The sequence below is a fragment of the Cupriavidus sp. YR651 genome (genome assembly GCF_900101625.1).
Lineage (GTDB): Bacteria > Pseudomonadota > Gammaproteobacteria > Burkholderiales > Burkholderiaceae > Cupriavidus.
On the sequence record NZ_FMYZ01000001.1, the window covers coordinates 23,794 to 50,601 of the forward strand.

Genomic DNA, 26,808 nt, shown 5'->3' on the forward strand with positions numbered 1-26,808 from the left:
ATGTCATCTTCCTTCCCTCTCTACCTGCTGCGGCGTGCGCTATGGACCCTGCCCACGCTGCTGCTGGTGGCGGTGCTGGTCTTCGTGCTGATGCGCCTGATCCCGGGCGACCCCGCGCAAATGATCCTCGGCGACACCGGCACCGCCGCGCAGATCGCCGACCTGCGCGCGCAATTCGGCCTCGACAAGCCCATCTTCGTGCAGTTCTGGCTCTGGCTTTCGCATATGGCCAGTGGTGACTTCGGCCACTCGATCTCCAGCGGCGAGGCCGTGCTGCCGCTGCTGATCGAGCGCTTCCAGGTCAGCGCCACGATCGTGCTCGTGGCCGTGGCCGCGGCAGCCGCCATCGCCGTGCCGGCAGGCCTGTTCGCCGCCTGGAAGCAGAACTCGCTGACCGATACGGTCATCGTGGCCGGCGCCACGTTCTTCCTGTCGATCCCGAGCTTCTGGCTGGGGCTGTTGCTGCTGCTCGTGGTGGGCCTCAAGCTGGGCTGGGTGCCTGTGGTGGGCTACGTGGCGTTCAGCGAAGACTGGCGCGCCGCGGCCAGCTACCTGGCGCTGCCCATCATCACGCTGACACTGATCGAAATGGGCGTGCTGACCCGCATGGCGCGCGCCAGCGCCATCGAGACGCTGCGGCTTGAATACGTGACCCATGCCCGGGCCAAGGGCCTGTCGGAGCGCCGCGTGCTGCTGCGCCACGTGCTGCCCAACGCCTTTGCGCCCACGTGGACCATGATCGGGCTGGTGCTGGGCAACCTGCTCGGCGGCATCGCCGTGCTGGAGACCGTGTTCACGCTGCCGGGGCTCGGCCGCCTGCTCGTCGACGCCATCTTTGCGCGCGACTACCCCGTGGTGCAGGGCTGCCTGCTGTTCACGGCGGCGATCTACGTGCTGGTCAACCTGGTGGTCGACCTGTTCTATCCCTTCTTCGATCCGCGCATCGCCACATCATGAAATTCCGAACCAACGCCGTTATCGGCGGCACGCTCGTGGGTAGCGTCGTGATCATGGCGCTGCTCTCCACGGTCTGGACGCCGTTCAGTCCGCTCAAGCTCAACCTGCGCATGCGGCTCAAGCCGCCTACCAGCCTGCACTGGCTCGGCACCGACGAGTTCGGGCGCGACATCCTCTCGCGCCTGCTGGCCGGCGCCGGCGCCAGCCTGCTGGTGGCCGCGCTGACGGTGCTGGTGGCCCTGTTGCTCGGCACGCTGCTCGGGCTCGTCGCCGGGTATTTTCGCGGCAAGACCGATCGCGTGATGATGGTGCTCAACGACGCGCTGCTGGCCTTCCCGGGCATCCTCCTGGCGCTTGGCATCATGGTGGTCACCGGCGCCAACCAGTACGGCATCGTGCTGGCGCTGGGCCTGGCCTACACGCCCACCGTGGTGCGGCTGGTGCGCGGCACCGTGCTGTCGCTGCGCGAGAAGGAGTTCGTGGAAGCCTCGCGCGTGATCGGCAACAGCGAACTCGTCACCATGCTGCGCCATATCCTGCCCAACTGCGCCGCGCCGCTGATGGTGCTGGGCACGTCGATGTTCGGCTGGGTAGTGCTGGCCGAAAGCGCACTGAGCTTCCTGGGCCTTGGCGTGCCGCCGCCCGCGCCAACATGGGGAAACATGTTGTCATCCGGCCGCCCTTACATGGAATCCGCCGCGTGGCTGGGCATCGCGCCCGGCCTGTGTATCGCCATGACGCTGCTGGGCATCAACCTGCTCGGTGATGCCCTGCGCGACTGGCTCGACCCCCGCATGGAACAACGATGAACGCCAAAACCCGACAGGAGTGCCAGGCGATGGCCGATGCAACCCCGTTGCTCTCCGTGCGTGATCTCACCTTGCACGGCACCAGCGGCAACCCGATCCTCAACGGTATTTCGTTCGACATGGCCCCCGGCGAGGTGCTGGCGCTGGTCGGCGAGTCCGGCAGTGGCAAGACGATGGCCGGCCGCGCGGTGATGCGCCTGCTGCCCTCGCAGGTGAAGCACACCGGCGGCACCATCATGCTGGACGGCAGCGACGTCGCCGTGCTGTCCGAGCGAGCCATGCGCGGCCTGCGCGGCCAGGTGGCCGGCATGGTGTTCCAGGAGCCGATGGTCTCGCTGAACCCGGCCATCACGGTCGGCGCGCAACTTTGCGAAGGCCTGATGCTGCACGAGCGAATCAGCGCCGCCGCCGCACGCGAGCGGGCGCTGGAGATGCTGCGGCGCGTGCAGATCGCCGATCCCGAGGGCTGCATGACCTCGTTTCCGCATGCGTTTTCGGGCGGCATGCGCCAGCGCATCATGCTGGCCTCGGTGATGCTGCTCAAGCCCCGCCTGCTGATCGCCGACGAACCCACCACGGCGCTCGACGCCCTGAGCCAGCGCGAGGTCATGGAAATCATGGTCGATCTCACGCGCAAGAGCGGCACCGCGGTGCTGCTCGTCACGCACGACCTGCAGCTCGTGGCGCACTACGCCGATAGCGTGCTGGTGCTGCGGCGTGGCGATCAGGTGGAGTACGGCCCCGCCGCCAGCGTGCTCAGCCGGCCCGCCGCCGACTACACGCGCAGCCTGATCGACGCGCTGCCCCAACGCGCGGAAGACCGCCAGCCGATTCCCGACGTGGCGCCCGTGATCGAGGCGCGCAATGTCTCGGTGGCCTATCCCGGCAGCCACCGGCTGTTCTCGCGCCAGGCCGACAAGCGGGTCGTCGACAACGTCTCGCTGGCGATCCGGCCCGGCGAGGTGGTGGCGGTGGTCGGCGGCTCCGGATCGGGCAAGACCACGCTCGGGCGCGCGATGATCGGCCTGCTGCCACTGGCGGGCGGCGAGCTGCGTTTTCGCGGGCAACCGCTGGGCGCCGGCGGCAAGGCGGCGCAGCGCGATTTCCGGCTGGCGTGCCAGATGGTCTTCCAGGACCCCTACTCCTCGCTCGATCCGCGCCAGCGCATCGCCGACATCGTCGCCGAGCCGCTCAATCATGGCGAGCCGCTCACAGCGGCCGAACGCCGGGCGCGCGTGGCGGAGATGCTGGCCGAGGTCGGACTCACCGGACTGGGCGAGCGATACCCGCATGCGCTTTCCGGCGGCCAGCGCCAGCGCGTGGCCATCGCCCGCGCATTGATTCGTCGTCCGGCGCTGGTGGTGGCGGACGAACCGGTGTCCGCCCTCGACATGACGATCCAGAAGCAGGTGCTGACGCTGTTCCGGCAACTGCAGACGCAGCATGGCTTTGCCTGCTTCTTCGTCTCGCACAACCTGGCCGCCGTGTCCGAAGTGGCGGATCGGATCGTCGTGATGCATCAGGGCCGCATCGTCGAGGAAGGCAGCGTCGCGGACATCTTCGACCACCGGCGTCACCCGTACACGCAGGCGCTGCTGGAAGCCGCCTACGTGGCACCAGGCCAGCAAACGCCGTTGTCGGCGCGCATGGCGGCGGCCTGACCCGCCTCCCTCGCCAGCCCCGCCACACGGGGCTGGCCCCTTCCCGCCCTCACCCGCCCTCACCCGCCAGCCACGCTCCGGGCCCGCTGCAAGCGGAACTTAGGGCAGAAGTTAGTGCCGCTTACTTTGTAAGGCTGGTGAAACACCACGGGCCAGTGGCGACGGCACGCTTGCATCCCGCATCACATGGCCTATCTTTGCAGGCGACACCTGTCAGCAGCCGGGACATCACAGTGGTGGGGTGAAGGGAGTTCACCATGGCAACGGATACGGGCGGCGACCGCTATGACGCCTTCATCTCGTACAAGCGCACCGACATCGCCTTTGCGCGGCTGCTGGAAAAGGCCCTGAACGCCTATGCTCCCCCTAAGGCGCTGGCGGTGCCGCAGCGCCGGCTGCGCATCTTTCGCGACGAAGGCGACCTCACCGGCACCGAGTACTACAAGTCGATCGACGGCTACCTCGCACGCGCCGACAAGCTGATCGTCATCTGCTCGCCAGCGGCCCGCCAGAGCACGTTCGTCGACGATGAAATCCGGCGCTATATCGCCCATCACGGCCCCGAGACGCTCATCCCGATCCTGCTGGCCGGTGTGCCGAACAACGAGGCGACCCCCGGGCAGGCTGCGGAGCAGGCCTTTCCCCAGGCGCTGACCGAGGCGCTGGAGATGCCGCTCGCCGTCAACTATCACAGCTTCGATCCGGCGCACGACAAGGTCGACCGGGGCAAGTTCGAAGGCAGCTGGTACACGCTGCTGGCCAATCTTTACGGGCTCCCCCGCGACGAGATCGAGCAGCGCGACCGCGTGCGTCGGCAGCGTCGGCGCAATCTGCTGATCGGCGTCATGGGGTCCGTCACGCTGGTCGTCAGCGCGCTGGCGGTCACGGCCTGGATGCAGAAACTGGCGGCCGACGAGCAACGCAACGTCGCCCTGCGCGGCCTGGCGAACTACCTTGCCGGCGTGTCCGGACAGGCCCGCGTGGATGCGCCGCAAACCGGACTCCTGCTGGCCGTGGAAGCCGTGCGCGCCACGCGCGATGCAGACGGCAGCGTCACCCCGCAGGCACAGGGCGCGCTGCGCGAAGCGCTGGCGGGTGCGTCCGGCCAGCCGCTCGGCACCCGCGCCGGCCGCGTTTCATCGGCCATGTTCAGCGCCGATGGCGGACGCGTGGCCACGCTCGACCGCGACGGCCGGGTGGATGTGTGGGACCTCGCCACGCCCGACGAGCCGCCGCGCTCGCTGCAACTGGCACCGGGCAAACCATCGCTGCGAGGCTTCAGCGCGGACGGCCGCCTGCTGCTGATGACGCAGGGCGACCAGGGCGAGCCGTTGCTGTGGAACCTGGCCGTGCCGGGGAACACGCCGATCGCGGTTGGCCAGCGCATGTCCGGCGAACGGCTGCTGGGGCTGGCCAGCAATGGTCACTGGCTGGCCAGCGTCGACAACGATGCGCGCGTGCACCTGCGCCGCCCCGACGACCTTGCCACGCCGCCGCTGGTGCTGGCGAAACACCAGCCGCGCCGCGACTATCGGGGCCAGCCCACCACGCTGCAAAGCGTCGCGTTCGATCCCACCGCGCAATGGATGTTCAGCGCGGGGTACGACAAGACGGTGTTCATGTGGGACCTCGGCGCGCGCCCGCCGGCGCCGCAGCCGCTGGCAGGCGGCAACCCTGACGCCACGGCGGTATTCAGCGCGGACGGCCTGTGGCTGGCGCAGATCGTCCGCGATGGCAACGCCAGCGACAAATCGCGGCTGGGCGTGTGGCGGCTCGATCAAGGCCAGTGGCGCCCCGTTCCGCTTGCCTGGGACGCCGCCGCCAGTGCCACAAGTGCCGCCAGCGCAGCCGAAGCGCCAGCGGCGGGCGGCACCGTGCAAATCATCGGCTTCTTGCCCGGCGCAGGCGGCATCGCCGCGCTGGTACGCGACGAGGTACGGATATGGCAGCTCGACGCCAGCGCGAGCGCGGCGCCGGCCGCGTACCGCGCGTGGCCGGCCACGGCCGCGGCGATTTCCCCCGATGGCGCCTGGCTTGCCACCGTCGTGCCCGGCCGGGGCGCGGGAGATCCCGCCTATTGGGTGCGCGTCCAGGCGCTGACGCATCAGGAGGACGCCGGAAACGTGGCAAAACTCGACGCTCGCGTGGCGCAGCTTGCTTTCGATGCGCACGGCCGGCGCCTTGCCATCGTGACCGAAGACGGCCGCGTGCGGATCGCCACGCCGGGGAGCGAAGACGGTGCGGAAACGCTGCGCGGACCGGACGTCAAGATTGGCGAGGTGCGCTTCAGCGCCAATGGCCGCTGGTTGTTTGCGACGCCAAAGTATGGGGGCGCCGGCCCGTATTCGTGGCCCGTCCGCAAGGGCGGCGCCGATCCGCTGCAAATCCCTGCGGCGGCATTGCCGGAACTGGAATACAAGACGCCGAATGGCGGTGGCGGCGGCGTGCCCACGGGCGGCCTGCCCAATGCCGTCGCGATAGACCCCCAGGGTCGCTGGATCGCCATGCCGGGGCGGGAACATGGCACCGCGCAATGGGTGGATCTGGCCGACCCCGCTGCATCGCCACGCATCCTGCCGGGCCATTCGCACGATGTCACCGCGCTGGCGTTCGGGCCTGACGGCAAATGGCTGGCCACCGCCGACTGGAACCACACCGTGCGCATCTGGCGCCCGCCCGACCTGCGCCAGCCCGTTACCACGCTGGCCCGCGCGCCGGCGGAGCGCGAATCCAGTGTTTCCGCGCTGGCCGTCAGCCCGGATGGCAGCCTGATTGCCACCGGCGGCGAACAGGGCGAAGTCCTGCTGTGGAAGCCGGGCGATGCCCGCGCCGCGCCGCGCGTGCTGACCGGCCATGACGGCTGGATCACCAACCTCGACTTCAGCCCCGACGGCCGTCAGCTGCTCAGCGCCGGCGTGGATGGCAAGGTCCAGATGTGGACGCTCGATGCCCCCGCCACGGCCAGGCCGCTGCGGCTTGACGCCCATCAGGGCGTGATCTTCGAGGCAAGGTTCTTCGATGGCGGGCGCCGCTTCATGACAGCGGGCGAGGACTCGCTGATACGGATCTGGACGCCCTCGGCCAGCGGCGCATCGGCCGTCACGCTGCGCGGCCATGAAAGCGCGATTTCCAGCGTCGGACTGGATACGGGTGGCCGCTGGCTGGTGACCGGCAGCGAGGACGGCACCGTGCGCCTGTGGGACCTGCAGGCGCCGGACGCCGTGCCGCTGACCCTCGGCCAGCGCGGCGCCACGGTCAACGTCGTGAGCATCAGCCCGGACGGTGCATCGATTGCGGCAGGCTACCTCAACGGTTATGTCAGGGTCTGGCGGCGCGCCGAGCTTGTCGCCGGTACGCTGACCGACCCCACCCCGCTACCCGCCACGTCGGACCCCGATGCGGGCAAACGCGGTGCGGCCTGGGCCCTGCGCTTTTCGCCGGACGGGCGCTGGCTGGCCGCGCTGGCCGGTGGCGATCTGCGCCTGTGGCGCATGCGTATGGAGGAACAGCTCGCGCTGGCTTGCCGCATCGCCGGCCGCAACCTCGGGGAAGCCATCTGGCAGCGCCATCTCGAACGCGTGCCGTACCGGCTCTCCTGCCCGCCCAACGGCCTGCCTCCCGAGTGGATGGCCGACGCCGACCGCATTGCCGGCAACGGTGACGTCGCGCGGGCCACGGCGCTTTATGAAGCGGCGCGCAAGATCGACCCGTCCCTCAAGATCGATCCGAAGGCGCGCGCGACCCAACAGGCGGTGGAGGCCGAATTATCGGAAGCGCGCTCGCTCGCGCGCCGGGGCGAGAAGGACGCGGCGCTCGCGGCCTATGCCGCCGCACGGCGCTTTGACCCGGCCGCGGCATCGGACCCCGCGGCGGAGATGGCGCGGCTGGCCAAGGCGCAGGCGCTGGTCGCGGAAGCCGGCAAGGCCGCCGCTGCCGGCAACGTGGAGCCCGCGGTCGCCCTGTACCTGCAGGCTCGCGCGCTGGACGACAGCCTCGACATCGATCCCGTCGTCACCGCCAGGAAGCTGGCGGCGCCGCGCTTCGTCAAGCAGGGCGACGCCCTCGCGCAGGAGGGCCGTTTGGAGGAAGCCGTGGCCGCTTTCCAGCGCGCCGTCGCCTTCGGCGTGGAGAGCGATCTCGATCCGCAGGGCCGCGCCAACAACCTGCGCGCGCACGTACTGGCCGCCCAGGCAGAAAAACTGGGCGGCCAGGGCGATCAGCAAGGCGCCACCCGCATGTATGAGGAAGCGATGGCGCTCGACCCTTCCCTGCGCATCGACCCGGTGGCCGCGGGCCGCAAGAGCGTTGTGGCGTACTACATCGAGCAAGCCGGGCAACTGGCCGGCAAGCGGGAGATTGCCGAGGCGGCCGCGATGTATCGCCATGTGCGGGAGCTGGACCCGGCCGCGACGCTGCCCGCGTATCAACTGAACGAACTGTGCTGGCAGGGCGGGCAGCAAAACCTGGCGCGCGAGGTGCTCGATATGTGCGATCTGGCTGTGCTGGCCCAGCCCGGCGACGGCGGCTACCGCGACAGCCGAGGCGTGGTGCGCGCGCTGCTGAACGATCGGCGCGGGGCGATCGATGATTTCACCGCCTATCTTGGCTGGGCGTCGTCCGGTGGCCGGCCCGGCGCGGAGGTGGAGTCGCGGCGGCGCTGGATCGCGTTCCTGCAGCGCGGCGGACAGGTGAAGAACTTCCAGCAGCTCGAAGCCATGGGGGCGAAGTAGCCGGGTGCCGGTGCCGTGGCGCACTGGCGACCGTAACAAGCGCCCTGCGATGGCAACGCGAGCGCCCGTTCGCCCGGCGGCCCGCGACGACGACGTCTATCGCGGAATGCCGGGCCGCCGCTCGCGGCAATCCGCTTCAGCCGTTGCGGAACAGGAAGCTATAGGCGTTCAGCGCCGGCGCGCCGCCAAGGTGGGCGTAGAGCACCTTGGAGCCCGCCGGAAACTCGCCCCGGCGCACCATATCGATCATCCCGTGCATCGATTTACCCTCGTATACGGGGTCCGTCATCATGCCTTCGTACCGGGCGCTGAGGCGGATGGCTTCGAGCGTTCCCTCCGACGGCAAGCCGTATTCGGGCCCGCCGTAACGCGTATCCAGCACCACGTCGGCATCGGTAATGTTGCGGCCGAGGTCCACCAGCTCGGCCGTGTTCTTGGCGATGCGCAGGATCTGCGCGCGCGTCTGCTCCGGCTTGGCCGATGCATCGATGCCGATCACGCGATCCGCGCGGCCATCCGCGGCAAATCCCACCACCATACCGGCCTGCGTGCTGCCGGTCACCGAGCACACCACGATGTAGTCGAAGCGGAAGCCGAGTTCAGCCTCCTGCGCGCGGACTTCCTCGGCAAAGCCGACGAAACCGAGCCCGCCGAGCGGATGCTCCGAGCAACCGGCGGGGATCGGATAGGGTTTGCCGCCCTCCTTTCGCACGCTTTCCATCGCCTCTTCCCAGCTCTTGCGGATGCCGATGTCAAAGCCGTCGCTGACCAGGCGCACATCGGCGCCCATCATGCGCGACATCTGGATATTGCCGACGCGGTCGTACACCGCATCGGAGTAGTTCACCCAGTTTTCCTGCACCAGCACGCACTTCAGGCCGAGATGCGCAGCCACGGCGGCCACCTGGCGCGTCTGGTTGGACTGGATGCCGCCGATGGAGACCAGCGTGTCGCAGCCCTGCGCCAGGGCATCAGGAATGAGGTATTCGAGCTTGCGGGTCTTGTTCCCGCCGAAGGCCAGGCCGCTGTTGCAGTCTTCGCGCTTGGCGTAGAGCTCGACCTTGCCGCCCAGATGTGCGGAGAGGCGCTTCAGCGGCTGGATGGGCGTGGGCCCGAAGGTCAGGGCATGGCGGGAAAAGCGCTTGAGGTTCATGTCGGCGACTCCAGGGTTGGGGCGGGGGTTTCAGGCATCCAGACATCGAGGGGGGCGAAGCACACGGGCATCCGGTGCATCCCTTTCATCCACGCTGTGATGGCCTCAATCGTATGAAAAAACGCACGAAACGTGCTTGCAAAAAGCTCGGCTTTTACACAGCATTAGAAAGTTTCAACGCGATTTCTACGATCTATATTTTCCAAGATTCATCATGGACGAAACAAAATTAGGCACCAAAACGGAGCACGCGGCACCAGCAGCGGAAGCCCTCGATCGCACCGACAAGGCGATCCTGCGCGCGCTCCAGCAAGATGCCTCGATCTCGAACGTGGCGCTGGCCGCGAAAGTCAACCTGAGCCCGCCCGCCTGCCTGCGGCGGGTGGAAAGGCTGAAGGAAATGGGCCTGATCCGCGGCATCGTGGCACTGCTGAATCCCGCCGCGCTCGATGCCGGCATGCTGGTGATGATCGGCGTGGTGCTGGACCGTTCCACGCCGGAGTCTTTCGCCCAGTTCGAGAAAGCCGCTCAGCAGGTATCGGGCTGCATGGAGTGCCACGTGGTGACGGGCGAATTCGACTATTTCATGTTGCTGCGCACCAAGGACAGCGAGAGCTTCAATCGCCTCCATGCCGAGCAACTGCTGTATCTGCCGGGTGTGCGGCAGATACGCTCGTTCATGGTCCTCAAGCAGGTCTTGTCGACCACGCAATTTCCGATCTGAGTCGCGCATCGACGCCCGCGCGTGATTGCGATGCAAGCCTGACGATCCACCGGGTCTGGCATCTGCCTGAACCCGGGCCGTTCCAGTTCGCGGAACATCCATGAAGATCCCGTCCCCTCGCCCAGAATCGATGCAGGCCACCCGGCCTGTCTGACGATAGCGAGGAGACAACAATGACGGAGCACATGCGAAGCGCGGCCACACGCGCATGGCGGGGCGTGTATTGGCTGCTATGCATCCTGGTATGCGCAGCGGCCACGGCTGCCCACGCCGAGTACCCGGACCGGCCCATCCGGCTGGTGGTGGGATTTCCGCCCGGCGGTGGTGGCGACCTCTACGGCCGGCTGATCGCCGAACAACTTTCGCGCAAGCTGGGCCAGCCAGTGGTCGTGGAAAACAAGGGTGGTGCCGGGGGCATGATGGCGGCCGAACAGGTGGCGCGCAGCAAGCCTGATGGCTACACGCTGCTGATGGGCATGAGCAGCAACATGTCGCTGGCGGCGGCCATCCGCGGCAAGGACTTGCCTTACAAGGTGCCCGAGGACTTCGTCGCCGTCGGCATGCTGGTTCAGGCGCCGCACGGGCTGTTCGCGGCGGCGGATAGCTACCCGAACGCGGCGGCCGCGTTCACCGCCGCCCGAGCGCGTCAACTCAGCTATGGCTCGTCGGGGCCCGGCAGCGTCGGCTACGTGACCATGGAAATGGTCAAGGCGAAGGCTGGCGTCGACATCTCGCCGATCCCCTATCGCGGCTCCGGCCCCGCCATCACGGACCTCCTCGGCGGCCACACCGACCTGTTCTTTGCCACGGCACCTCCGATCATGGGCCAGGTGAAGGCCGGCAAGCTCAGGCTGCTGGCATTGACCGGAGAACAGCGCACGCCTGCCTTTCCTGAAGTGCCGACCTTTCGCGAGATCGGCATCGACGTGACCGTGACGCAGTGGTACGGCCTGGTGGCGCCGGCAGGCACCCCCGACGCGATCGTGCAGCGCCTGTCGCGCGCCGTGTCCGAAGGGCTGCGCAATGCCGACCTGCGCCGCATCGTCCGGCAGGATGGCGCGCTCGAAGTCGACATGCCGACCGACAAGTTCCGCCAGTACATCGTCGATGACATCGCGCGCTATCGCGCCGGCATCAGCGACAAGCTGCTGAAGACGATGGAGGTGAAATGAACGCCGCCCCCAAAACGCACACGCAACTCCCGGCGCTGACCCGTGAACTGGTTGCCCACAGCCTGGGCATCGCGGCCCGCCCGCTGCCGCCGGATCTTGCGCGGATCGCCCGGCACAGCCTGCTCGACTGGTTTGCGGTGGCGCATGCCGCGTGGCAGGAGCCGCCCGTCCGCATCCTGCTGGCCGAAGTGCGCGAGGAAGGCGCGCTGCCATGCGCCACGCTGCTCGACGGATCGAAGGTCAGCGCGGTGCAGGCCGCGCTGGTCAACGGCACGGCGTCACACGTGCTCGATTTCGATGATGCGCATCTGCAGTCGCGCGTGCATCCCTCCGTGCCGCTGTGGCCAGCCATCCTGGCGCAGGCGGAATCCGGCCGGCACAGCCGCCGCGAAGCGCTGGCAGCCTTTGCGGCAGGGGTCGAGTTGCAGAGTCGCGTGGCGTCATGGATGGGCGAGGATCACTACCGGCGCGGCTGGCACAACACCGCCACGCTCGGCATGTTGGGCGCCACCGTCGCCGTGGCGTCGCTGCTCCGTCTCGACGTCAGCCAGACCGCGCATGCGCTGGGCATCGCGGCCACGCAGGCCGGCGGCATGCGCGCGCTGTTCGGCACCATGTGCAAGCCGTTGCACGCCGGGCAGGCGGCCGCGATGGGCCTGCGCGCCGCCCGGCTGGCCGCGCGCGGATTCACGGCGGTGCCTGACATTCTCGAACGCGAACAGGGCTTCGGGGCGCTGTATGCGGGCGTCCGGGATACCGCGAGCATCTGGCATGACGCGTCGATTTCGCGCTTGCACGGCATCGTCTACAAGTACCACGCCTCGTGCTACGGCACGCAGGCGCCCATCGAGGCCTGCGTGCAGCTACGCCACGAACACGGATTCGCCGCCGCCGACATCGCCACCGTGGAGGTGGTGATCGAGCAGCAGTACCTCGATGTCTGCTGCATTCCCGAGCCGCGGACGCCGTCGGAAGCCAAATTCAGCATCGCGCATATGGCTGCGCTGGCGCTGTCGGGCCGCAGCACTGTCGCGGCGGAGAGTTTTACCGCCGCGCTCGATGATCCCGCGCTTGCCGCGCTGCGCGGCCGCATCCGCGTGCATGGCGATGCCGCAATGCCACGCGCCAATGCGCAGGTGACGGTGACCCTGGCTAACGGTGTCGCCCATGTCAGTCACAGCGACGCCAGCCGACCCGAGACCGATCTCGGCCGGCAGGAGGCGCGCATCGCCAACAAGGCCCGCGCGCTGCTGCTGCCGGGCCTGGGTGCGGAACGTACCGAAGCCTTGATTGCGACCGTACTGGCGTCTGACGGCATCGATGACGTGGCCAGCTACTTCGCGCCGCTTCGCCAATAAGGAGTCAATACGAAAAAAGCGGGTGCCGGAATCTTCCCCGGCACCCGCAGAACACCAACAACGTAGGCTGCGAAATCAACCCCTCGCGCCCTTCACTACCCGATCGACGAACACCCCGGCCATTCCCGTATAGGCGTGCGGGTCGAGCATCCGGTCGATCGTTTGCGCGTCGATCTCCCCCGCGACCTTCGGATTGGCAAGCAACGCCTCGCGGAAATCCCCGCCGCGCTCGAACACGTCCATGCACACCTCGTAGACGATCTCGTGCGCTTCCTGGCGTCCCAGACGATCGCCAAGGCCCATCATGACGGCCTCCGACATCAGCAGCCCGCGCTGGATGAACAGGTTCCTTTCCATATTGGCGGGGCGCACGGTCAGATTGGCGCATACGTAGCCCAGCTTGACGGCCGCCGCATCGCACATGCAGCACAGGCGCGAGATAAATTCGCGTTCCGTCTGCAGCACGATCTTGTCGCGCTCGTGTTCGGCCATGATCGATTCCAGCGCCATCGGCGCCGTATTCCGCACCAGACGAGCCAGCGCAACCACGGTCTCGCAGGTCGGCGGATTGCGCTTGTGGGGCATGGTGCTGCTGCCCACCTTGCCCATCGCGAACGGCTCTTCCAGCTCGGCGGTCTCAGTCTTCTGCAAGCTGTACACCTCGTGCGCGATCTTGCCGATGGTGCCGGTGCAGATTGCCAGCACACAGGCCAGCTCGGCGATGCTATCGCGCGAGACGTGCCAGTGAATGCGCGGGCAACCCAGCCCGAGGTCCTCGAACAGCGCCTCCTGCACCGCGATGCCCTTATCGCCGAGCGCCGCCAGCGTGCCGACGGCGCCGGAGAACTGCCCCACCAGCACGCGACGCTTCATTTCCGCGAAGCGCTCCATGTTCCGGCGCATTTCCTCCACCCACACCGCGGCCTTGAAGCCGAACGTGATCGGCAATGCCTGCTGGCCGTGGCTGCGTGCGACCATGGTCAGGTCGCGATGCGTCTCCGCCAGGTTGACGAGGTGCGTCTGGAGATCCGCATAGCGCTTGCCGATGACGTCGAGCGCGTCGCGCACCTGGAGCATGGTGCCGGTGTCGATGATGTCCTGCGTGGTGGCGCCCCAGTGGATGTATTCGGCGGCGTCACCGCTGCATACCTTCTTCATCGCGCGCAGCAGCGGCACGATCGGATGGCTGGTGCGGTCCATCTCGCGCTTCAGGTCGGGCAGGTCGATCAGTTCCGCCCGCGCCTTGGCACAGATCTCGTCGGCGGCGTGCTGGGGAATGATGCCAAGGCGCGCCTGCACCCTGGCAAGCGCGGCTTCCACATCGAGCCACCGTTGCACCGTTTGTTCATCGCTGAAAATCTCGCGCATCTGCGCAGTACTGAACTGGTCGCGGAACAGGGCGCTGTCGACCACATAGGCTGCCATGATTGTCTCCTCCTTGTTGATGCCGGCAGTCCGCCGGGTCAGGCTGCTTTGGCGGCTTCCTTGAGCTGGCCGACGGCTTCCATCGCCCGCAGCGAATAGACGTAGGCCGCGCCGGCGTTCAGTGCGATGGCGGTGCCGAGCGCATCGCTGATCTCGCTCTCCGTGGCGCCGGCCTTGACCGCCGCCGCCGCATGCGACGAGATGCAGCCGTCGCAGCGCGTGGTGACGGCCACGGCCAGCGCGATCAGTTCGCGCGTCTTGGCATCGAGCGCCCCGTTCGAGCCCTGTGCCGCAGCGAGGTTGCGGTAGGCTTCGAGCATCTTCGGATTGGTGTTGCCGAGGCGGTTGTAGGAACGCTTCAACGTGTTCAGCAGATCGGGCCAGTTCATGAACATGGACATGCGGGTTCTCCTTGGTGATGGCGGAAAGGTGGATGCGTGGATGCTTATTCGACCTTGACGTTGCCGGTCTTCACGACCTGGCGCCAGCGAGCGATGTCGTCGGCCAGGAAGCGCTTGAAGTAATCGGGTGAATCCGCCATCGTTTCCGCGCCTTCCGTCTGCATGCGTTCGCGGAACGCCGGATCGGCCACGGCCTTGTTGATGGCGGCATTGAGCCGGTTGACGATCTGCGGCGGCGTACCGGCCGGGGCCAGGACACCGTACCAGGCCGCCATGGTCATGTGGGGCATGCCGGCCTCCGCCATGGTCGGCACGTTGGGCATCAATGGCGAGCGCTTCGCGCTGGTAATGGCCAGCACACGCATACGGTTGTTGGATTTCACGGCCATTACCGACGGGATGTTGATGAAGGTGTACTGCACCTCACCGCTCAGGATGGCGACGATCGACGGGGCCGATCCCTTGTAGGGCACGTGGCTGGCCTGGATACCAGTCTCCTGCCTGAACAGCTCCCCGCCGAGATGCTGGGAACTGCCGGCACCCGATGACGAGAAATTCACGCCCTGGGCACCCTTCTTCGCGTAGGCCACGAATTCGTCGACGGTGCTCACGCCGAGCGACGCCGGCACCACCATCAGGTTCGGACTCTGCGCGAACACCGCCACGGGCGCAAAGCTCTTCACCGGGTCGTAGTCGAGCTTGTTGTAGAGACTGATATTCACCGCCAGCGCGCTGGAACTCAGGAACAGCGTATAGCCGTCCGCCGGGGATCGCGCCACATAGCTCGCCGCGATGTTCTGGCCCGCGCCCGGCTTGTTTTCCACGACGACGGGTTGACCCAGTGCCACGCCGATATGCTGGCCGATCAGACGCGCCATGATGTCCGTGCCGCCACCGGGCGCGTAACCCACCACGAGGTGAATCGGCTTGGATGGATAGGCGGCCTCGCCTTGTGCGCGGGCGCCCGTCGCGGCCCAACCGGACATGACGATGGCCGCGGCAGCTGCCATACACGGGATGCTGTGGTTCATCTTGTGTCTCCTCCTTTTTTTGTCGCGCCGGCTGCGCCGGACGCTAGCGGGTGCCTGTGGACCGTCGCGCCTGCGCTTGCCGTTGCACGTAGGCCGTCAGCCGCTGCTGCAAGCCGACTCGCGCGGCCGACCGCACCAGCGCCGCCAGGTCGCGTGCGTCATCGACGTCGGCATTGCCATCGATGGCGTCCTCGATGGCGTGCGCAGTGAAGTCATCAAGCAGGCTGCTTGTGCCATTGGCAGCAGGCTCCGGCAACACAGCCTGCACGGCTTCCACGCGCGCCGTGGCCAGCCCGGCCGCGATGGCCTCGGTATCGCTGATCACGCACGCGCTTTCGATCCATGACCGCGCACGCTGTGCGCCGACACATGCGGCAAGCCTGCGGCTGCCCAACACCAGCCCGAAGCCGCGCGCGCCCGGAAAGGCGAAGCTTGCCCCGGCTACCGCGATCCGTTGCGCACACGCGGTAAAGAGATCGGCGCCGGCACCCATGACACGGCCCTGCGCCACGGCCATCGTGGGGAACGGTGCGCGCGCCACGCGCTGCAACAGCAGTTCAATGCGCGTGAAGCGCATCAGCAGGCTGTCGTCGGTTTCGGCCTCCAGGCCGGATAGGTCGAATCCCGTGCAGAAGTGGCGTCCGGCACCGTCGATGACGACCCGGGCCGGCATGCGTGCCGCGCAGGCGTCCAGTGCCACGTCGAGCGCGTCCACCAGTTCGCGGGACAGCGCGTTGCCCTGTTCCGGCCGGTTCAGGGTCAGGTGGCACACCTCCCCTTCCCAGCGCTGCAACAATGGGGACGCGTTCATGCGGGGGCCTTCTCCACGTTGGCGTAGCCGGAGATGAACGTCTTGATGGCGCCAGTCACCGGATCGAACACATGCCGCGACTGCTTGCCAATATCCGTGCCGTACACATGAATGCTGATCGACACGCGGTCCTCATACGCATTGCGCACCACGTGGATATCGCCAATCGTTGGCGAGACGAACGCCACATCGCCCGGCTCGAGCCGTTCGGGCTCGCCTGCCTCGATCATTCCCGCCTCCCCTTGCCGGTAGGCCTGCCCCACTTCGGCGCCGCGCAACATGCCGATGGCTCCCCAGGTGCAATGGTCGTGAATCGGCGTCTTCTGGCCCGGACCCCACACAAAGCTCACCACGCTGTAACGGTCCCGCGGGTCCGCGTGCAGCAGGTATTGCCGGTAGTACTCCGGATGCGGCACGGTGAATTGCGGCGCCAGCCAGTCGTCCCGCGCCACCAGTTCGCCCAGCGCTTGCCCCACCCTTTCAAGCGTTGCAGCTTCGGCTTGATGGGTATCGGCGACGATGGCGTCCATCCTGGAGATGAAGCGCGCCAGGGCCTGACTATCCGCAGTGGATACGTTTTTCATGGTTTACCCCAGGTGATTGACTTGAGCGGCGTTGCCGACGGCTTCACGCACGGATTCCGAATGCGCGCCCAGCGCAGGCGGTGCGCTGCGCACCGGCACCCCTTGCCCATCGATGCGCACGGGCGACGAGAACGTGCGCGTCTGCGTGCCGCCCGGCAGTTCGATATCGCGAATCCAGCCCATGTGATCGACTTGTGGATCTTCCAGCGCGCGGGCGTAGTCGTTGATGCGCGAGTGAGGCACGCCGGCTTCGCGAAACACGGCGATCCAGTGATCGACCGGCTGGTGAACAAAGACCTCCTCCAGCAGCGCCTTCAGTTCTACCTGATGGCGCGCGCGCAGCGTCGGCGACAGAAAGCGGGGGTCGTCGGCCAGCGGCGCCATCCCCACCGCGCCCAGCACGGCGCGCCAGAGGCTGTCGTTGCCGGCGGCAATGGCGAAGTAGCCGTCCGCGGCCCGATACGCCTGGTATGGCGCATTGCGCGGATGCGCGGAACCGAGCTTGCCCGGGCTGCGGCCCGTGCCAAAGTATTCGCTGGTTTGCAGCGCGCCGATCGCCAGCGTGCAACCGAACATCGGCACGTCGAGATGGACGCCGCGCCCACGCGCGCGGGCCTGCAGCAGCGCACTGGCAATCGAGAACGCCCCATAAAGGCCCGACGCGAAATCCGACACCGGCACGCCACACTTGACGGGGGCATCGGAGTCGCCCGTGACGCTCATCACGCCTGCGGCCGCCTGGATCGTCAGGTCGAAACCGCCCTCCCCGGCACGCGGTCCGGACTGGCCGTAGGCGGAGATCGAGCAATACACCAGCGCCGGGTGTAGCGCGCGCAGCTGTTCGTACCCCAGGCCCAGCCGATCCATCACGCCAGGGCGGTTGTTCTCGATCACCACGTCCGACTGCGCGCACAGCGCGAGGGCCACGTCGAGGTCCTCCGGGCGCTTGAGGTCCAGCACGACCGAGCGCTTGTTCCGGTTCAGCGATGCGAAGTTCTCGCTGAATCCCGCCGTGATCGGCGGCCAGCTGCGCAGCGTATCGCCACCGGGTGGTTCGATCTTGATCACGTCGGCGCCCATGTCGGCCAGCAGCATGGCGCAGAACGGGCCTGCAGCCACCGTGCAGAACTCCAGCACGCGGATGCCGGCGAGGGGCAAGTCTTCGGTTCGGATATCGGTCATTGTGGTGTCGTGTGTCGTCGACTGGATGCGTGACTGGATGCGTGACTTCAGGACCGAGTCTAGGACCGTTCCTCATTTCGACGGGGGTGTTCTAAACTGTGGAACAGTTGCCCGGGCCATCCCGGGCGTCAGATGCTCCGAGCCATGAACAACACGCTGATCAAAGGTCTCCACCTGCTCGACATCATGGCGCGCCATGGCAAGCCGATTGGCGTGAGCGAGCTGGCAAACATGGCGAGCATGCCCAAGAGCGGCGCGCATCGGCTGCTGCAGGCGCTGGTGGACGAGCACTACGTGGTACGTGTGCCGCCGGCGAGCTACACCGTATCGATCAAGCTGTGGGAACTGGGGTCGGCGGCGCTGTGGAGCTTCGACTTGCGCCGCCACGCGGATGCACTGATGGAGGCGCTGATGCAGTCCACCGGGGAGTCAGTGCACCTTTCCGTGCTGGATGGGCGGGAAGTCGTCTACGTGCACAAGGTGGAATGCCCGAATCCGATTCGCGCCTACAGCCAGATTGGTGGCCGCGCGCAGGCGCATTGCGTGGCCACCGGCAAGGCCATGCTGGCCTTCAGGAATCCGCAATGGCTGGCCGAGATCGCCCAGGATCTCAGCGCCGCCACGGCCCGCACGATCACGGACCCTGAAGCGTTCCTGCATGAAATGCAACGTATCCGCCGCATGGGCCATGCCATCAACCGTGGCGAATGGCGCCCCGCCGTCAATGGCCTGGCGGCACCCATCTTCGACGGCACGGGCGCCGTCATCGCCGCACTCGGTATTTCGGGCCCGGACACCCGGCTGCGGCCGGCACGCCTGCGCGACCTGGCCGGCCCCGTCCGCGAAGCGGCCGAGCAGCTTTCGACCGGCCTCGGCGAGATCGGCCCGCACGCATCGCTGCTACGCGTCACCAATCACTGGGGCGCGTTGCGGTAGGGGGAGATTGGGGGGCTGCATTTGGGGCGTGAAGGCACGCATCGGGCAGGATTCGGTGACGTAAACCGGGATCTCGCCAGTGCAAGGAACGGAGTTTTGCAGATTGATTGCGATAAGGCCGGATATCGCAAATCCGCCCTATCGAACCTCCGCCAGATCACTCGCGCATCCGCAACAGATCCGCGTAAGAGACCAGCTTATGTTTCTCATTGGCAAGCGTCTTTCGCTTGGACGCCGAGCGGGTTGGTTGGCCGTGCTCGAACTTGGCGGCGGCGCGTGCGTCCTCCCGCGCGTGGGCCTGCGCGGCCCTGGCTTCCGCCTTCAGGCGTTCAGCTTCCAGCCGCGCAGCAGCGCGTTCCTCTCGGGCAACATCCTGCGCGACCGACATGATTTCGGCTCTTAGTAGATCGCGCCTTTGCCTGGCAGCGGCACGGGCAGCCTGCAGTTGCTCTTTCCTCTGGCGCAGCCAGTCTTTGCCGTTGACCGGCGCAGGCCTGGCCTCCGGCGGCACGCTCAGGCGCAAAGCCCTGCTGATTGAAACTCTCTCGGTCCGCAGCGTGCGCCGCGTTTCCTGCTCCGCATCAGTCACGTTGCATCACTTTCCCAGAACTGCATAGGTGCGCCCCATGCATCACCCGTTGAAGTCCATGAATTCATCTCGCCAACCTTACCATGGGACTCCATCTCGGGCTTGAGTGAAGGCGGCCAGACACCGGCATACTCGTTGACCGGTTGAATCCGCAGCCCATCATCGCCCTGATTCCTTATGTTTCGACGCCATCCGCTCCTGCTGGTTGGGGGGCATCGGATCGTAGTGGCTGATCTGGATGCTGTAGTTGCCGTGTCCGCCAGCGATCGCGTTCAAACGCGATTGATAGTCGTTGAGTTCGGACAATGGGACCTTTCCAACAATGACCACGGCGTTGCCGGCGGCCGTGCGTGTGCCGTGAACCTGCCCGCGCTTGGCGGACAGGTCGCCGATGATGTCACCCATTGATGCTTCAGGCGTCATCACCTCAATGTCGACGATAGGCTCAAGCAGGATGGGTTGGGCTTTGAGCACCGCATCGATGAAGGCCTTGCGCCCGGCGGAGACGAATGCCACTTCCTTGGAGTCGACTGGGTGGCTCTTGCCGTCGAAGATGGTGACGCGTACGTCCTGCATCGGGAAGCCAGCCAGCGGTCCGCTGTCGATGACCTGCAGGATGCCCTTTTCGACGGCGGGCATGAACTGGCCTGGGATGGCGCCGCCCTTGACGGCATCGACGAACTCGAAACCTGTGCCTCGCGGCAATGGCTCGACGCGCAGCATCACTTCGCCGAATTGCCCGGCGCCCCCGGTTTGCTTCTTGTGGCGACAATGCCCCTCGGCCCTGGCGCCGATGGTTTCCCGATAGGCGATCGTCGGCGGCCGTGTCACGACCTCTAGCTTGTACTGGTCGGAGAGTCGCTCCAGCATGAGGCGCAGGTGCAACTCGCCCAGGCCCCGAACCACCGTCTCGTTGGTGCCGGGCGGGTGTTCGATGCGCAGGCACGGATCTTCCGCACTCAGCTTTTGCAGAGTCTCCCAGAGGCGCTGCTCGTTGCCTCGGCGCGCAGGCTCGATCGCCAAACCATAGATGGGCGTGGGGAAGTGGAGCGGAGTCAGGTGGATGTTGCCGTCCTCGGGGGCGTCGTGCAGCACGGCGTCAAAACCGATCTCGTCGACCTTGGCCGTGGCGCAGATATCGCCGGGCCCGGCTTGCGGGACGTCCACATGCTCCTTGCCCTGCAGCATCATGAGATGAGCGACCCGGAATGGCTGGCGCCGGTCACCGATATAAAGCTGGCTATCGCGCTTGATAGTGCCCTGATGGATGCGAAACACGGCCATCTTGCCGATGTAAGGGTCCATGACAATCTTGAAGGCATGGGCCAGTACATGCCCGTCCGCAACCGGTTCGGCGCGCACGACTTCCTTGCGGCCGCCAGCGTCCCGATAGAAGAGCGGCGGATTGCCCTCCAACGGAGTGGGCAGGAGCCGGACGAACACGTCGAGCAATTCCGCGATGCCGGTGCCATTGACCGCTGACGTGAAGCAGATCGGCACCAGATGACCTTCGCGCAGCGCCCGTTCGAAGGGCTCGTGCAACTGCTCGGGGTTGATGGCCTCGCCTTGCTCCAGGTAAAGCTCCATCAGGGCGGGGTCGATCTCGACCACTTGATCGACCAGCGCATTGTGCGCGGCCGCAACAGACAGGAAATCGGCGTCGCCAACAGGGTTGAAAAAGCAATCCACCACCTCGCGGCTGCCTTGCGCCGGCAGATTGATGGGAAGGCATCCCTTGCCGAAGGTCGCCTGGATTTGCGTCAGAAGCCCCGGAAGGTCGACCTTTTCGCCATCAATACCGTTCACGATGATCATTCTGCAGAGCTTGCGTTCCTCCGCCCACGCCATCATGCGCCGGGTGGTCATTTCGATGCCGGTCTGTGCATTGATGACGATGGCGGCCGTCTCTACAGCGGGCAGAGCACTGATCGACAGCCCTGAAAAATCCGGATACCCGGGCGTATCCAGCAGGTAGATACGCGTGTCCCTATAGTGCAGATGGGCGACGGCAGAGTTCAGCGAGTGGTGATACTTGCGCTCGAACGGGTCGAAATCGCAGACCGTGGTGCCGCGCTCCACGCTGCCGGGCGCGTGTATCGCGCCGCCCTGGTGCAGCAGCGCTTCGACAAGCGATGTCTTGCCGCATCCGGCATGCCCGACCAGGGCGACGGTGCGGATGGCGTCGGGACTGTACCGCATGGTCACCCTCGTCCAGTGGTGGATGTTGGGCCATTATTGGCGAAAACGGACCTGTGTGCCATACGGGGTGATCGTCCCATTGGTCGTTACGCCTCCCCCTGCGTTGGACGACGCACTGAACTCTCGGCAGGTTAAGGGGCGACGCACGCGTCCGGCAGGGACCGGGCGATAGTGTTGAAAACTCACTGGCAGCCGGCCGGACAGCTGCTCCGCTCGCTGGCACCACGCCCGCTGGCAGGGACTTCGTGCGTGCCTTTCATCACACCAGCACGTCAGGGTAAATACTGACTCCATCGGACTTGGCCTGCATACGCTGTTCGCTCTACTATTTATCAACCGATCATTGATCAATCGATAATTTGAAGGAGGCAGCGATGGCGATCACCAAGCTCGCACACTATTCGATCCGCACGACGGATCTCGAACGGTCGTGCGCATTCTATGAACGCATTCTGGGTTTCCGGCGGGGATACCGCCCGCCTTTCGACTTCCCGGGGGTGTGGCTCTATATGGGCGACGACGAGAGGGACTTCGGCACCGTGCACATCATTGGCATCGATCCGAACACTTCCGCGGGCCTCGCCGCTTATCTGGGCGACAAGGCGCTGCCGCAGACCGGAACGGGCACGGTCGACCATATCGCCTTCCTGGCGACGGGCGTCGCCGAGATGTGGGAAACGCTGCGTGCCGAAGGCATTGCCTGGCGCGATCGCACCGTACCCAGCCTGGGCTTGCACCAGGTGTTCATCGAAGATCCGTCCGGCGTCACCATCGAACTCAACTACCCCGCTGAAGAAGTGGCAGGCCTGACGCTGCCGCAACGCTCACAAGCCAAGTCGGGAGCCATGGCATGAGTCCCGCACAACCCTCTGCACGCAAGGCAATCATCATCGGCGGCTCCGTCGGCGGGCTGTTTGCCGCGAACCTCCTCTCTCGCAGCGGCTGGGAGGTCGAGATCTTCGAGCGCACGCCTGAAGCACTCACCGGGCGAGGCGCCGGCATTGTCACGCATCCGGAACTGTTCGAGGCGCTCGCCGCCGCGGGCGTGACCGTGGACGACAGCATCGGCGTCTCCGTCAATACCCGGGTCACGCTGGCCCGCGACGGCAGTGCTGATTCCGATCGCGAACTGCCGCAGACCCTAACCGCCTGGGGAAAAATGTACGAGGTGCTGGGCAACGCATTTCCTGGTGGCTATCGCACCGGCGCTCACGTGACAGCAGTCGCTTCGTACGGTGACCATGCCGAGATCACGCTTCAGGACGGCTCGATACACTCTGCTGACATGATGATTGCTGCCGACGGTTTCCGATCCGCCGTGCGGGAACAGTTGCTACCGTCAGCACAGCTCGAGTACGCGGGCTATATCGCCTGGCGCGGCCTGGTCGATGAAGCCGACCTCACGTCAGCCACGCACGCCGCGGTTTTCGACAAGTTCGCGTTCTGCCTGCCACCGCGCGAGCAGATTCTCGGCTACCCGGTCGCGGGCGACCGCAACAGCACAGCGCCCGGCCATCGGCGCTTCAATTTCGTCTGGTATCGCGCGACGGGCGAGCGCGAACTCGCCAACCTGCTGACCGATGCGAATGGCAAATGCTGGTCCACTGGCATTCCTCCGGGGTTGATCCGCCCTGACGTCATTGCCGACATGGAGAGTGCGGCTGCCGACCTGTTGGCGCCGCAATTCGCTGAAATCGTGGCCCGTACAGCCCAGCCCTTGTTCCAACCGATCTACGACCTGACCGTCTCGCGTATGGCGTTTGGCCGGATTGCGCTGCTTGGCGACGCCGCCTTTGTGGCACGACCGCATTGCGGCATGGGCGTAACCAAAGCCGCCGGTGACGCCATGGCACTAGTGCGAGCGCTGTCGGCATCCCCCGCCATTGAAGCCGGGCTGGAAGCATATAGCGCCGAGCGTGTGCAGGTTGGCCAGGCCATTGTCGAGCATGCCCGCCATCTGGGTGCCTATATGCAGGCGCAGCTGAAAAGCGACGAAGACCGCGCGATGGCCGAGCGCTATCGCACGCCGGAAGCTGTCATGCGGGAAACCGCCGTGTCGCGCCGGTTCTGAAATTCCTGGATCAGAACACTAGGAGACAACCCATGCCTCAAGCCGCCCCCCAACCTGTACCGGACGCCGTGTCATACGGCGCTCATATCGATGTCGAAGGTATCGATGCACCGTTGGTACCGCACCCTATGCTTTGCCGCTCCGACTTCGAGCAACTGCACCGCACACGCCGGCGGTTCTCGTGGTCGCTGACTGCCGCCATGCTGCTGGTCTACTTCGGGTTCATCCTGACGCTGGCCTTCCGTCCCGACCTGCTCGCCCTGCGACTTGTGGCAGGCCAGCCTATGAGCGTTGGCATTCCAATCGGCTTCGGCATGTTCGCGTTTACCTTCGCGCTTGTAGCCGTCTATGTGTATCGCACCAACACGGTCTACGACCGGATGATCGCGGACATCCGCAACGGAGAACCATCATGAGCCGCATCCTGGCAGCTATCGCCGTGCTTGCGGCAACTTCTCCCGCCATGGCCGCCACGCCTCCCGTGGGCCAGGGATTGAATGGCATCGCGATTGCGATGTTCGTGGTCTTCGTGATCGCTACCCTGGCCATCACGCGATGGGCGGCACGTCGCAACAACAGCGTGGCCGATCACTACGCCGCCGGCGGCAAGATCACGGCCATGCAAAATGGCTGGGCCATCGCCGGCGACTATATGTCCGCGGCATCCTTGCTGGGCATCTCGGCGCTGGTGTTTACGAGCGGCTATGACGGCCTGATCTACTCGATCGGCTTCCTGGCAAGCTGGCCCATCATCCTGTTCCTGATTGCCGAGCCGTTGCGCAACCTTGGACGCTACACGCTGGCCGATGTGCTGTCGTACCGGCTGCGGCAGCGGCCGATCCGCGCCTTCTCCGCGTCGAGTTCCATCGTCATCGTGCTGCTGTACCTGGTCTCGCAGATGGTCGGCGCGGGCAAGCTCGTGGAACTGCTGTTCGGGTTCAACTACACCTCGGCCGTGGTGCTCGTGGGCGTGCTGATGGTGGTGTACGTGTTCTTTGGCGGCATGCTGGCCACGACGTGGATCCAGATCATCAAGGCCGTCATGCTGCTGGCGGGCTGTGCGTTCATGGCCTTCATGGTGCTGAGTCGCTTCGGTTTCAGCCTGAACAGCCTGTTCGAGCACGCCATCGCGGCACACGGCAAGCAGGAAGCGATCATGCGCCCGGGTGGCCTCGTGTCCGACCCGGTCTCGGCGGTCTCGCTCGGGCTCGCGCTGATCTTTGGCACGGCCGGTCTGCCTCACATCCTGATGCGCTTCTTCACGGTCAGCAACGTCAAGGCCGCGCGCAAGAGCGTGCTGTACGCAACGGGCATCGTAGGCATTGGATACGCCCTCATTATCGTGATCGGCTTCGGCACGATTGCGCTGGTGGCAAAGGATCCGCTGTACCACAACAGCGCGGGCGCCGTCATTGGTGGGGTCAACATGGTGGCCGTGCATCTTGCCCATGCTGTGGGCGGGAATATCTTCCTGGGTTTCATCTGCGCAGTGGCTTTCTCGACGATCCTGGCCGTGGTTGCGGGACTGACGCTGGCGGGCTCGTCCGCCATCTCCCATGACCTCTATGCCACGGTCATCCGCAAGGGCAAGGCATCGGACATGGACGAGATGCGCGTGTCACGCGTGACCACGCTGGTTCTCGGCGTGCTGTCGATCCTGCTCGGCATCCTGTTCGAGAAGCAAACCATTGCCTTCATCGTGAGTCTCACGTTCTCGATCGCGGCGAGCTCCAACTTCCCCGTGCTCCTGTTGTCGATCTACTGGCGCGGCCTGACCACTCGCGGCGCTGTGATCGGCGGCACGATGGGGCTGGTCACGGCCGTGGTGCTGACAATCCTGAGTCCGACGGTCTGGGTGCAAGTGTTGGGTCATGCCACCGCGATCTACCCATACGAGTATCCGGCCCTGTTCTCGATGCTTGTGGCGTTTGCGGGAATCTATGTCTTCTCGGTAACCGACCGATCGGCCCGCGGCGCCTGGGAGCGCGTTGCCTATCAGAACCAGCGCGTTGACTGTGAGCTTGGTATCGCCGGCAAGATTGGTGGCTAACCGAACCTATTGATATCGCGCGGGCAGGCGGCACGCCACAGTGGCATGCCGCCTGTTCTCATTTATCGATCGATTGGTAGAATACGGGCAGCCTCCGAACAGCAACGGCGAGAGAGAATCATGGACCCACGCGCAGCCGCAACGCCCGACGAACCTCCCACCCTTCCATCCCGGCGGCTGCTGCCCGAGGAGCGGGAGCAGCAAATCGTCGAGAAGGCCATCGAACACTTCACCCGCAACGGGTTCGGTGGCAGCACGCGCGAATTGGCGCGACAGATTGGCGTCACGCAGCCGCTGCTCTATCGCTATTTCGCAAGCAAGGAGGCGCTGATCGAACGCGTCTACAACGAGGTCTTTCAATGGCGCCCGGACTGGGACCGGCAGATCATCGACCGCTCACTCCCGTTGCCGGAGCGACTCCATGCCTTCTACCTCGACTATTCATCGGTCATTCTCAAAGAGGAATGGATCAGACTCTTCATCTTTTCCGGCCTGGCGCACGAAGGCATCAATAACAAGTACCTCAGCAAGCTGCGCACCAGGGTGTTCCTGCCGGTGCTGGCGGAGGTGCGAGAAGCCTACGGGATTGCCGCACCGCGCAGTGCCGCTGAGACAGATGCCGAGATCGAGATGATCTGGAGTCTTCACGCCGCGATTTTCTACATCGGTGTGCGCAAGTGGGTCTACGGACTCAAGGTCCCGACTGACCTGGATGCGGTCATTCGCCAGAAGGTTGACATGTTCCTGAATGGCGCACCAGCCGCCATGAAAAAGATACGTGACAACGGAAACACCGTTGGCCACGTCGCTCAAGGCAGCAGCAACGGCCGGAAAGCTCGAAACCAGTAAGCCACGGCCGACTCCGCTCTACCTGCCCAATCAGCGCGGCTCGCGCTCGCATTGGGGCGTTCCTGAAGTTCCTGAAGTTCCTGTCCGGACTGCCACGCCCGACGCATCGCTCGTAG

22 protein-coding genes are annotated in these 26,808 nt (G+C 65.9%); 13 read left to right on the forward strand and 9 right to left on the reverse strand.

The genetic code is table 11. From position 1 onward, the window contains the following. The 4 genes from BLR29_RS00115 to BLR29_RS00130 all read left to right on the forward strand — a co-directional run bounded on the left by BLR29_RS00115 (nucleotide 1) and on the right by BLR29_RS00130 (nucleotide 8,157). Nucleotides 1–957 carry an ABC transporter permease gene (locus BLR29_RS00115; RefSeq protein WP_092133608.1) on the forward strand — a complete coding sequence of 319 codons (957 nt, stop codon included), beginning with the start codon at nucleotides 1–3 and terminating at the stop codon, nucleotides 955–957. After that, nucleotides 954–1,766, forward strand: a complete 813-nt coding sequence (locus BLR29_RS00120; protein ID WP_092133609.1) for an ABC transporter permease — start codon at nucleotides 954–956, stop codon at nucleotides 1,764–1,766. The genes BLR29_RS00115 and BLR29_RS00120 overlap by 4 nt, the downstream gene beginning before the upstream one ends. Continuing rightward, the gene (locus tag BLR29_RS00125; protein ID WP_092133611.1) at nucleotides 1,763–3,427 is read left to right on the forward strand and encodes a dipeptide ABC transporter ATP-binding protein; all 1,665 of its coding nucleotides are present in this window, start codon (nucleotides 1,763–1,765) and stop codon (nucleotides 3,425–3,427) included. Before BLR29_RS00120 ends, BLR29_RS00125 begins: the two co-directional genes overlap by 4 nt. Before the next feature lie 257 nt (nucleotides 3,428–3,684). Further along, nucleotides 3,685–8,157, forward strand: a complete 4,473-nt coding sequence (locus BLR29_RS00130) for a TIR domain-containing protein (RefSeq protein WP_092133613.1) — start codon at nucleotides 3,685–3,687, stop codon at nucleotides 8,155–8,157. A gap of 136 nt (nucleotides 8,158–8,293) precedes the next feature. On the opposite strand, the gene BLR29_RS00135 is transcribed toward BLR29_RS00130, so the two are convergent. Further along, nucleotides 8,294–9,310, reverse strand: coding sequence for a 1-aminocyclopropane-1-carboxylate deaminase (locus BLR29_RS00135; protein WP_092133615.1), 1,017 nt, complete (start codon nucleotides 9,308–9,310; stop codon nucleotides 8,294–8,296). 214 nt (nucleotides 9,311–9,524) lie between these two features. Here BLR29_RS00135 and BLR29_RS00140 point away from each other — a divergent pair, with 214 nt between their 5' ends. The 3 genes from BLR29_RS00140 to BLR29_RS00150 all read left to right on the forward strand — a co-directional run bounded on the left by BLR29_RS00140 (nucleotide 9,525) and on the right by BLR29_RS00150 (nucleotide 12,564). Beyond that, nucleotides 9,525–10,034, forward strand: a complete 510-nt coding sequence (locus BLR29_RS00140; RefSeq protein WP_092133617.1) for an Lrp/AsnC family transcriptional regulator — start codon at nucleotides 9,525–9,527, stop codon at nucleotides 10,032–10,034. 173 nt (nucleotides 10,035–10,207) lie between these two features. Further along, complete coding sequence (locus BLR29_RS00145) at nucleotides 10,208–11,206, forward strand: Bug family tripartite tricarboxylate transporter substrate binding protein (protein WP_092133619.1); 999 nt, start codon at nucleotides 10,208–10,210, stop codon at nucleotides 11,204–11,206. Beyond that, complete coding sequence (locus tag BLR29_RS00150; protein ID WP_092133621.1) at nucleotides 11,203–12,564, forward strand: MmgE/PrpD family protein; 1,362 nt, start codon at nucleotides 11,203–11,205, stop codon at nucleotides 12,562–12,564. Before BLR29_RS00145 ends, BLR29_RS00150 begins: the two co-directional genes overlap by 4 nt. Nucleotides 12,565–12,639: 75 nt before the next feature. Here the strand turns inward: BLR29_RS00150 and purB are convergent, their stop codons facing one another. The 6 genes from purB to BLR29_RS00180 are packed head-to-tail and all read right to left on the reverse strand — an operon-like array spanning nucleotide 12,640 to nucleotide 17,998. Further along, nucleotides 12,640–13,989: an adenylosuccinate lyase gene (gene purB, locus BLR29_RS00155; RefSeq protein ID WP_092133623.1), complete on the reverse strand. Its 1,350-nt coding sequence runs from the start codon at nucleotides 13,987–13,989 to the stop codon at nucleotides 12,640–12,642. 38 nt (nucleotides 13,990–14,027) lie between these two features. Continuing rightward, nucleotides 14,028–14,384 carry a carboxymuconolactone decarboxylase family protein gene (locus BLR29_RS00160; protein WP_092135336.1) on the reverse strand — a complete coding sequence of 119 codons (357 nt, stop codon included), beginning with the start codon at nucleotides 14,382–14,384 and terminating at the stop codon, nucleotides 14,028–14,030. 50 nt (nucleotides 14,385–14,434) lie between these two features. Then, the gene (locus BLR29_RS00165) at nucleotides 14,435–15,421 is read right to left on the reverse strand and encodes a tripartite tricarboxylate transporter substrate binding protein (RefSeq protein WP_092133625.1); all 987 of its coding nucleotides are present in this window, start codon (nucleotides 15,419–15,421) and stop codon (nucleotides 14,435–14,437) included. Between the two features lie 43 nt (nucleotides 15,422–15,464). Beyond that, nucleotides 15,465–16,232, reverse strand: a complete 768-nt coding sequence (locus BLR29_RS00170; protein WP_092133627.1) for an enoyl-CoA hydratase/isomerase family protein — start codon at nucleotides 16,230–16,232, stop codon at nucleotides 15,465–15,467. Then, entirely contained in the window at nucleotides 16,229–16,816 is a 588-nt protein-coding gene (locus BLR29_RS00175; protein ID WP_092133628.1) for a cysteine dioxygenase family protein, read from the reverse strand. The genes BLR29_RS00170 and BLR29_RS00175 overlap by 4 nt, the downstream gene beginning before the upstream one ends. A gap of 3 nt (nucleotides 16,817–16,819) precedes the next feature. After that, the gene (locus BLR29_RS00180) at nucleotides 16,820–17,998 is read right to left on the reverse strand and encodes a CaiB/BaiF CoA transferase family protein (RefSeq protein WP_092133630.1); all 1,179 of its coding nucleotides are present in this window, start codon (nucleotides 17,996–17,998) and stop codon (nucleotides 16,820–16,822) included. Nucleotides 17,999–18,142: 144 nt separating this feature from the next. On the opposite strand from BLR29_RS00180, the gene BLR29_RS00185 reads away from it, so the two are divergent. Beyond that, the gene (locus BLR29_RS00185; protein WP_176860836.1) at nucleotides 18,143–18,934 is read left to right on the forward strand and encodes an IclR family transcriptional regulator; all 792 of its coding nucleotides are present in this window, start codon (nucleotides 18,143–18,145) and stop codon (nucleotides 18,932–18,934) included. Between the two features lie 157 nt (nucleotides 18,935–19,091). Here BLR29_RS00185 and BLR29_RS00190 read toward each other — a convergent pair whose 3' ends face one another. Together BLR29_RS00190 and fusA are read right to left on the reverse strand one after the other, a co-directional pair. After that, on the reverse strand, nucleotides 19,092–19,523 hold the full coding sequence (locus BLR29_RS00190; protein WP_092133634.1) for a hypothetical protein: 432 nt from the start codon (nucleotides 19,521–19,523) through the stop codon (nucleotides 19,092–19,094). A 159-nt stretch (nucleotides 19,524–19,682) separates the two neighbouring features. After that, entirely contained in the window at nucleotides 19,683–21,722 is a 2,040-nt protein-coding gene (fusA, locus tag BLR29_RS00195; RefSeq protein ID WP_092133636.1) for an elongation factor G, read from the reverse strand. Between the two features lie 374 nt (nucleotides 21,723–22,096). On the opposite strand from fusA, the gene BLR29_RS00200 reads away from it, so the two are divergent. The 5 genes from BLR29_RS00200 to BLR29_RS00220 all read left to right on the forward strand — a co-directional run bounded on the left by BLR29_RS00200 (nucleotide 22,097) and on the right by BLR29_RS00220 (nucleotide 26,692). Continuing rightward, nucleotides 22,097–22,576: a VOC family protein gene (locus BLR29_RS00200; RefSeq protein WP_092133637.1), complete on the forward strand. Its 480-nt coding sequence runs from the start codon at nucleotides 22,097–22,099 to the stop codon at nucleotides 22,574–22,576. Then, nucleotides 22,573–23,793 (forward strand): FAD binding domain-containing protein, encoded by a 1,221-nt coding sequence (locus BLR29_RS00205; protein ID WP_092133639.1) that lies wholly within the window; start codon nucleotides 22,573–22,575, stop codon nucleotides 23,791–23,793. Before BLR29_RS00200 ends, BLR29_RS00205 begins: the two co-directional genes overlap by 4 nt. Before the next feature lie 32 nt (nucleotides 23,794–23,825). Then, nucleotides 23,826–24,209 carry a DUF485 domain-containing protein gene (locus tag BLR29_RS00210; RefSeq protein WP_092133641.1) on the forward strand — a complete coding sequence of 128 codons (384 nt, stop codon included), beginning with the start codon at nucleotides 23,826–23,828 and terminating at the stop codon, nucleotides 24,207–24,209. Further along, on the forward strand, nucleotides 24,206–25,843 hold the full coding sequence (actP, locus tag BLR29_RS00215; RefSeq protein ID WP_092133643.1) for a cation/acetate symporter ActP: 1,638 nt from the start codon (nucleotides 24,206–24,208) through the stop codon (nucleotides 25,841–25,843). The genes BLR29_RS00210 and actP overlap by 4 nt, the downstream gene beginning before the upstream one ends. A 120-nt stretch (nucleotides 25,844–25,963) precedes the next feature. Then, complete coding sequence (locus BLR29_RS00220) at nucleotides 25,964–26,692, forward strand: TetR/AcrR family transcriptional regulator (protein WP_255371052.1); 729 nt, start codon at nucleotides 25,964–25,966, stop codon at nucleotides 26,690–26,692. Nucleotides 26,693–26,808 lie beyond the last annotated feature (116 nt).

Excerpts from the sequence above, each read along its gene's own strand:
- BLR29_RS00115 (WP_092133608.1), top strand. The coding sequence starts at position 1 with ATGTCATCTTCCTTCCCTCTCTACCTGCTGCGGCGTGCGCTATGGACC.
- BLR29_RS00120 (WP_092133609.1), top strand. The coding sequence starts at position 954 with ATGAAATTCCGAACCAACGCCGTTATCGGCGGCACGCTCGTGGGTAGC.
- BLR29_RS00125 (WP_092133611.1), top strand. The coding sequence starts at position 1,763 with ATGAACGCCAAAACCCGACAGGAGTGCCAGGCGATGGCCGATGCAACC.
- BLR29_RS00130 (WP_092133613.1), top strand. The coding sequence starts at position 3,685 with ATGGCAACGGATACGGGCGGCGACCGCTATGACGCCTTCATCTCGTAC.
- BLR29_RS00135 (WP_092133615.1), bottom strand. The coding sequence starts at position 9,310 with ATGAACCTCAAGCGCTTTTCCCGCCATGCCCTGACCTTCGGGCCCACG.
- BLR29_RS00140 (WP_092133617.1), top strand. The coding sequence starts at position 9,525 with ATGGACGAAACAAAATTAGGCACCAAAACGGAGCACGCGGCACCAGCA.
- BLR29_RS00145 (WP_092133619.1), top strand. The coding sequence starts at position 10,208 with ATGACGGAGCACATGCGAAGCGCGGCCACACGCGCATGGCGGGGCGTG.
- BLR29_RS00150 (WP_092133621.1), top strand. The coding sequence starts at position 11,203 with ATGAACGCCGCCCCCAAAACGCACACGCAACTCCCGGCGCTGACCCGT.
- purB (WP_092133623.1), bottom strand. The coding sequence starts at position 13,989 with ATGGCAGCCTATGTGGTCGACAGCGCCCTGTTCCGCGACCAGTTCAGT.
- BLR29_RS00160 (WP_092135336.1), bottom strand. The coding sequence starts at position 14,384 with ATGTTCATGAACTGGCCCGATCTGCTGAACACGTTGAAGCGTTCCTAC.
- BLR29_RS00165 (WP_092133625.1), bottom strand. The coding sequence starts at position 15,421 with ATGAACCACAGCATCCCGTGTATGGCAGCTGCCGCGGCCATCGTCATG.
- BLR29_RS00170 (WP_092133627.1), bottom strand. The coding sequence starts at position 16,232 with ATGAACGCGTCCCCATTGTTGCAGCGCTGGGAAGGGGAGGTGTGCCAC.
- BLR29_RS00175 (WP_092133628.1), bottom strand. The coding sequence starts at position 16,816 with ATGAAAAACGTATCCACTGCGGATAGTCAGGCCCTGGCGCGCTTCATC.
- BLR29_RS00180 (WP_092133630.1), bottom strand. The coding sequence starts at position 17,998 with ATGACCGATATCCGAACCGAAGACTTGCCCCTCGCCGGCATCCGCGTG.
- BLR29_RS00185 (WP_176860836.1), top strand. The coding sequence starts at position 18,143 with ATGAACAACACGCTGATCAAAGGTCTCCACCTGCTCGACATCATGGCG.
- fusA (WP_092133636.1), bottom strand. The coding sequence starts at position 21,722 with ATGCGGTACAGTCCCGACGCCATCCGCACCGTCGCCCTGGTCGGGCAT.
- BLR29_RS00200 (WP_092133637.1), top strand. The coding sequence starts at position 22,097 with ATGGCGATCACCAAGCTCGCACACTATTCGATCCGCACGACGGATCTC.
- BLR29_RS00205 (WP_092133639.1), top strand. The coding sequence starts at position 22,573 with ATGAGTCCCGCACAACCCTCTGCACGCAAGGCAATCATCATCGGCGGC.
- BLR29_RS00210 (WP_092133641.1), top strand. The coding sequence starts at position 23,826 with ATGCCTCAAGCCGCCCCCCAACCTGTACCGGACGCCGTGTCATACGGC.
- actP (WP_092133643.1), top strand. The coding sequence starts at position 24,206 with ATGAGCCGCATCCTGGCAGCTATCGCCGTGCTTGCGGCAACTTCTCCC.
- BLR29_RS00220 (WP_255371052.1), top strand. The coding sequence starts at position 25,964 with ATGGACCCACGCGCAGCCGCAACGCCCGACGAACCTCCCACCCTTCCA.